Origin of the sequence: Mesorhizobium sp. M7A.F.Ca.CA.004.06.1.1, from assembly GCF_003999135.1 — a bacterium.
GTDB lineage: Bacteria > Pseudomonadota > Alphaproteobacteria > Rhizobiales > Rhizobiaceae > Mesorhizobium.
In genome coordinates this window covers 1-5,367 of record NZ_RZPQ01000399.1, presented here as the reverse complement: position 1 = coordinate 5,367, position 5,367 = coordinate 1, and the positions used below count along the sequence as shown (strand labels likewise).

The window sequence follows — 5,367 nt, the reverse complement described above, 5'->3', positions numbered from 1 at the left end:
GTTCGACAGAACCAGAGTCAGCCGAACCGGCTGCCGCCGAAGCCACGCCGGAAAGCAGGGCGATGGCGGCGAAAAGCGTCTGCCGAAACCCGCCGCGCCTGGAAATCATCCGGCGCGCCGCATACCACCGCCGCGTCGCGTATCCTTCGCGCTTTCCTCGGCGAACAGCGAAGCCAGTTGCTCGGTCATGGCGCCGGCCAGTTCCTCGGCATCGACGATGGTGACAGCGCGGCGGTAGTAGCGCGTGACGTCGTGGCCGATGCCGATGGCCAGCAGTTCCACCGGCGAACGCGTCTCGATCAGCTCGATGACGGCGCGCAGATGGCGCTCGAGATAGTTGCCCGGATTGACCGACAGCGTCGAATCGTCGACCGGCGCGCCGTCCGAGATCATCATCAGGATCTTGCGCTGCTCGGGCCGGGCGATCAGCCGGTTGTGCGCCCACAGCAGCGCCTCGCCGTCGATATTTTCCTTGAGCAGGCCTTCGCGCATCATCAGGCCGAGATTGCGCCGTGCCCGCCGCCATGGATGGTCGGCGGACTTGTAGATGATGTGGCGCAGATCGTTGAGCCGGCCAGGATTCGGCGGCTTGCCATCCTTCAGCCATTTCTCGCGCGCCTGCCCGCCCTTCCACGCCCGTGTCGTGAAGCCGAGGATCTCGACCGAGACACCGCAACGCTCCAGCGTGCGCGCCAATATGTCGGCGCAGGTGGCGGCGACCGTGATCGGCCGGCCGCGCATCGAGCCGGAATTGTCGAGCACCAGCGTCACCACCGTGTCGCGAAATTTGGTGTCGCGCTCCTGCTTGAACGACAGCGGCTGCATCGGGTCAATGACGACCCGCACCAGCCTTGCCGGGTCGAGGTAACCTTCTTCCAGGTCGAAATCCCAGGAGCGGTTCTGTTGTGCCATCAGCCGGCGCTGTAGCCGGTTGGCCAGCCGCCCAACGACGCCGGACAGATTGGCCAGTTGCTTGTCGAGGAAGGCGCGCAGCCGGTCGAGTTCTTCCTCTTCGCACAGCTCCTCGGCGCCGACCGTCTCGTCGAAAGCCGTGGTGAAGACCTTGTAGTCGATCTCCTTCGGCAGATTGGTGAAGGGATTGTCGTTGCGGCGCGCCTCGCCGGGTGTTTCGGCATCGGCGTCGTCATCGTCGGACAGATCGTCGGCGGTGGCGTCGGAGGCTTCCGTCTCGGCCGACTGTTCGTCATCGGCGGAAGCTTCGGCATCCTCGGACTGCGACTGCTCGGAGCCGGAATCCTCTTCGCCACCCTCCTCGCTCTGCTCCTCGCCTTGCGGCTGGTTGTCGTCATTGTCCTCGGAATCTTCCGTCTCCTGGTCGTCGCCGAGTTCCTCGGCCATCTCCATGGAGGCGAGCATCTCGCGCACGACCCGGGCGAACGCCTGCTGGTCGCCGAGCTTGGCCGACAATCCGTCGAGGTCGGCCTTGGCCTTCTCCTCGACCCAGGGGCGCCAAAGTTCGACCAGCCGCTCGCCGCTTTTCGGGACCGGGCGGCCGGTCAGCTTCTCGCGCACCATCAGGGCAAGAGCTTCCTCGATCGGCGCGTCGGCCTTGTCCTTGATGTCGACGAGGTTGGCCTTGGCGTATTTGTCCTCCAGCATCGAGCCGATATTGTCGGCGACGCCCTGCATGGCGCGTGAGCCTATCGCCTCGACGCGAGCCTGCTCGACCGCGTCATAGATGGCGCGGGCCGCCTTGCCTTCCGGCGCCAGCTTGGTGTGGATGCGCACATCATGGCAGGCGCGCTTCAGCGCCATGGAATCGCCGAGGCCGCGGGTGATCGCAATATCGGTCTTCGATGCCTTCTTGGGCAGCTCCGGCAAGCGCGCGCGGCTGCCGGCGAGCGCCGGCCGGTCCTTGGCGAAACCGACCTCCAGTTCCTTGTCGCCGGCAATGGCGCGCATGCAGACGGTAACGGCACGCTTGAAGCTATCGGCTTCAGACCCCGTCTTCGACTTGTTGCGCGTGTTGTCGCCCGGACCCGCCATCGAGACCCTGCTTAGCCCAGCACCACGTTGGCGGCGCTCTCGGGCAGATCCTCGCCGAAGGCGCGCTGATAGAACTCGGCCACCACCGAGCGCTCCAGTTCGTCGCACTTGTTGAGGAAGGTCAGCCGGAACGCCATGCCGATATTGCCGAATATCTCGGCATTCTCGGCCCAGGTGATCACGGTGCGCGGGCTCATCACGGTCGACAGATCGCCGTTGATGAAGGCCGAGCGCGTCATGTCGGCGACGCGCACCATCTTGTTGACGATGTCCTTGCCCTTGCCGTCGCGATAGTGCTTGGCCTTGGCCAGCACGATGGCGACTTCGTTGTCGTGCGGCAAATAGTTCAGCGTGGTGACGATCGACCAGCGGTCCATCTGCGCCTGGTTGATCTGCTGGGTGCCGTGATAGAGGCCGGTGGTGTCGCCAAGGCCGACCGTGTTTGCGGTCGAGAACAGCCGGAAGGCCGGATGCGGGCGAATGACCCGGCTCTGGTCGAGCAGCGTCAGCCGGCCCGACGATTCCAGCACGCGCTGGATGACGAACATCACATCCGGACGGCCGGCATCGTACTCGTCGAAGCACAGCGCGACATTGTGCTGGTAGGCCCAGGGCAGGATGCCGTCGCGGAATTCGGTGATCTGCAAACCGTCCTTGACGACGATCGCGTCCTTGCCGACGAGATCGATACGGCTGACATGGCTGTCGAGGTTGACGCGCACGCAAGGCCAGTTGAGGCGAGCGGCGACCTGTTCGATATGGGTCGACTTGCCGGTGCCGTGATAGCCCGACACCATGACGCGGCGGTTGTAGGCAAAGCCCGCAAGGATCGCCATCGTCGTGTTCTTGTCGAACAGATAGTCCGGATCGATGTCCGGCACATGCTCCGATGTCACCGAATAGGCCGGCACCACCATCTTGGACTCGAAGCCGAATTTCTCCTTCACCGACACCGTCGTGTCGGGCAGGTTGGCGATGTCACGATCGACCTTGTTCATATCTCTCAACGTCTCCACGGGCGAAACGTCTGATTTCGCCGGCAATCGATTTTGTCCGGGGGCGGTCTTAGAGCCTTTTCCAACCTTATGAAAGTTGGAAAACGACACGAACCGTATGGCCGCTCAGCACAGGCCCGCCTGTTTGAGCACGCGATAGGCCTGCAGCACATCGCGGAACCGGTCTTCCGAACCTCTGTCGCCACCATTCGCATCCGGATGGTGCAGTTTCACCAGTTCCTTATAGCGCGCCTTGATCTCCTTGCCAGTCGCCTTTGTATCAAGACCAAGCGTTTCCAGCGCCTTGGCCTCAAGCGGCTTGGCCTTGCGCTCGCGCGCCTCGCGCGGATCCTTCGGTCCCTTGAACAGGTCGAACGGGTCGCGCATGCGGTTATAGTAGCCGGCGCGGCCGGAACGCATCTGGGCCATATCGGGCGACGACCGCGTCGAGGCCCCGTTGGCGCCCATCTTCCAGGTCGGCCGGTGCCCGGTCATGGCTTCCTTCTGGAAGCGCGCGACCTCGGTGTCCGGCACGCCGGAAAAGTAGTTGAAGCCCTTGTTGTACTCGCGCACATGATCAAAGCAGAAGTGGAAATACTCGCCTTCCTTCATGCGCCCGACCGGCGCACGATGGGTGCCCGCTTCCTTGCAGCCGTCCCACTGGCAGATCGGCGAGTGCGACTTCAGCTCCGCGTCCTTGTCGGGGCGGACGCGAATCTTCTCGAAATATTTGGGGTACGGCTTCATCTTACCCATTTATGGGGCGTTCGCAGATGCGAAACAAGAATTGACATTTTCGCGATCATCGCCCTAACCGCTGAATCGCGGCATAAAGCAGGCGAATGGCGGATTTTGTTGCTCGGCGGCGGCCCCTTGCGAAACCGATTTTCGGTTTCCAGGCCGAGACGCCAGCGATATGTGGTGAAGGGAGATGGCGATGTCCATACAGGCGACCATGGAAGACAAGCTCAATAAGGCATTTTCGCCGGACAGGCTGGTTATCATCAACGAGAGCCATCTCCATGCCGGCCACCACCATCACGGCTCCGACCATCACGGCACTTATGACGGCACCGGCGAGACGCATTTTCGCGTCCGCGTCGTCGCTTCCGCCTTTGCCGGCATGAGCCGCATCGACCGTCACCGCGCCGTCAATGAACTGCTTGCCGACGAATTGAAGGCCGGCGTGCACGCGCTGGCGATCGAACCGGCGGCTCCCGGCGAAAAGACCCGCTGGTAGCTCGGTTCCGCCGATCGTTTTTCGCCGCGCTCAGAGCACCGCTTCGATGAGGAACGGCCCGCGCCGTGACAGCGCGCTGTCCAGCAGCGCCTCGAAGCGCTCGCACGTATCGGCGCGAGCCGCCTCCACGCCCATGCCTTTGGCCAGCGACACCCAGTCGAGCGAGGGATGGTCGAGGTCGAGCATGCGCCTGGCGTTCTCGCCGATCGCGCCCACGCCGACATTCTTCATCTCGCCATGCAGGATTGCATAGGTTCGATTGGAAAACACGATCGTCACCACGTCGAGCTTTTCCCGCGCCTGCGTCCACAATCCCTGTACCGTGTACATGCCGCTGCCGTCGGCTTCGAGGTTGATCACCTTGCGGTCCGAACAGGCGATTGCCGCCCCGGTCGCCATCGGGATGCCGCCGCCGATCGATCCGCCCGTGCCCATCATGTAGTCGTGCGGCGCTGCAAAGGCCGACAGCGCGAAGAAACGCCTGGCCGAGGTGACCGCTTCATCGCAAACGATCGCATCGGCCGGCAGTTTGCGCGCCACCGAGAGCGCGATGGCATCTTCCGTCAGCTTGCCGTTCGGCGTTGCCTCGTCGGGAAAAGCGGCCGCGAGCACCTGTTGTTGTGACGGCTTGATGCCAAGTTCGTCGCGAAGCGCCTCCAGCGCCGTATGCAGATCGTCGCCATGGGCGGCCAGTGTCAGCACCTCGCAGCCTTCCCGCACGAGCCGTCCCGGTTTCCCCGGATAGGCGAAGAAGGCAACCGGCTCCTTCGCACCGACCAGGATCAGAACATCGACGTCGCTCAGCACAGCCATCGCCGCATCGACCGGATAGGGGATGCGGGTCGGCGCGACACGCCCACGCCCGCGTTGCATCCGTGCGATCAGAACCTCGCCGAACAGGCGGACATCGCTGCCCGTCGAAATCTGCCCGGCGATGGCGAGCGCATCGGCGCGTGCGGCCTTTCCGCGAACGATCATGCCTGCCCGGCCCGGAGCGGTACGGATCGCCGCGGCGACCTTGCGCACGGCGTCCATATCGACGGCCGGCGCTGGCACCAGCTTCACCTTGCCGACCGAAACCGCGTCGACTGCGCCCCAGGCAGCATCCGCCGGCAGGATCATCGT

Annotated in this window: 5 protein-coding genes; 1 reads left to right on the top strand and 4 read right to left on the bottom strand. The window is 63.9% G+C overall.

The window, feature by feature from the left end; translation table 11 throughout:
- Positions 1-105: 105 nt before the first annotated feature.
- From cobT to EN906_RS21600, 3 genes are all read right to left on the bottom strand, one after another.
- The gene (cobT, locus tag EN906_RS21610) at positions 106-2,007 is read right to left on the bottom strand and encodes a cobaltochelatase subunit CobT (protein ID WP_013529369.1); all 1,902 of its coding nucleotides are present in this window, start codon (positions 2,005-2,007) and stop codon (positions 106-108) included.
- 11 nt (positions 2,008-2,018) lie between these two features.
- Complete coding sequence (gene cobS / locus EN906_RS21605) at positions 2,019-3,005, bottom strand: cobaltochelatase subunit CobS (RefSeq protein ID WP_013529367.1); 987 nt, start codon at positions 3,003-3,005, stop codon at positions 2,019-2,021.
- A 123-nt stretch (positions 3,006-3,128) separates the two neighbouring features.
- A complete protein-coding gene (locus tag EN906_RS21600) occupies positions 3,129-3,758 on the bottom strand; it encodes a J domain-containing protein (protein WP_013529366.1) in 630 nt (209 codons plus the stop codon).
- Between the two features lie 181 nt (positions 3,759-3,939).
- Between EN906_RS21600 and EN906_RS21595 the strand changes: the two genes are divergently transcribed.
- Positions 3,940-4,242, top strand: a complete 303-nt coding sequence (locus tag EN906_RS21595; protein ID WP_013529365.1) for a BolA family transcriptional regulator — start codon at positions 3,940-3,942, stop codon at positions 4,240-4,242.
- Positions 4,243-4,272: 30 nt separating this feature from the next.
- Here EN906_RS21595 and EN906_RS21590 read toward each other — a convergent pair.
- Positions 4,273-5,367 (bottom strand): acetolactate synthase large subunit (locus tag EN906_RS21590; RefSeq protein ID WP_127375355.1); only part of this gene is annotated, 1,095 nt, incomplete at its 5' end.

Excerpts from the sequence above, each read along its gene's own strand:
- cobT (WP_013529369.1), bottom strand. The coding sequence starts at position 2,007 with ATGGCGGGTCCGGGCGACAACACGCGCAACAAGTCGAAGACGGGGTCT.
- cobS (WP_013529367.1), bottom strand. The coding sequence starts at position 3,005 with ATGAACAAGGTCGATCGTGACATCGCCAACCTGCCCGACACGACGGTG.
- EN906_RS21600 (WP_013529366.1), bottom strand. The coding sequence starts at position 3,758 with ATGGGTAAGATGAAGCCGTACCCCAAATATTTCGAGAAGATTCGCGTC.
- EN906_RS21595 (WP_013529365.1), top strand. The coding sequence starts at position 3,940 with ATGTCCATACAGGCGACCATGGAAGACAAGCTCAATAAGGCATTTTCG.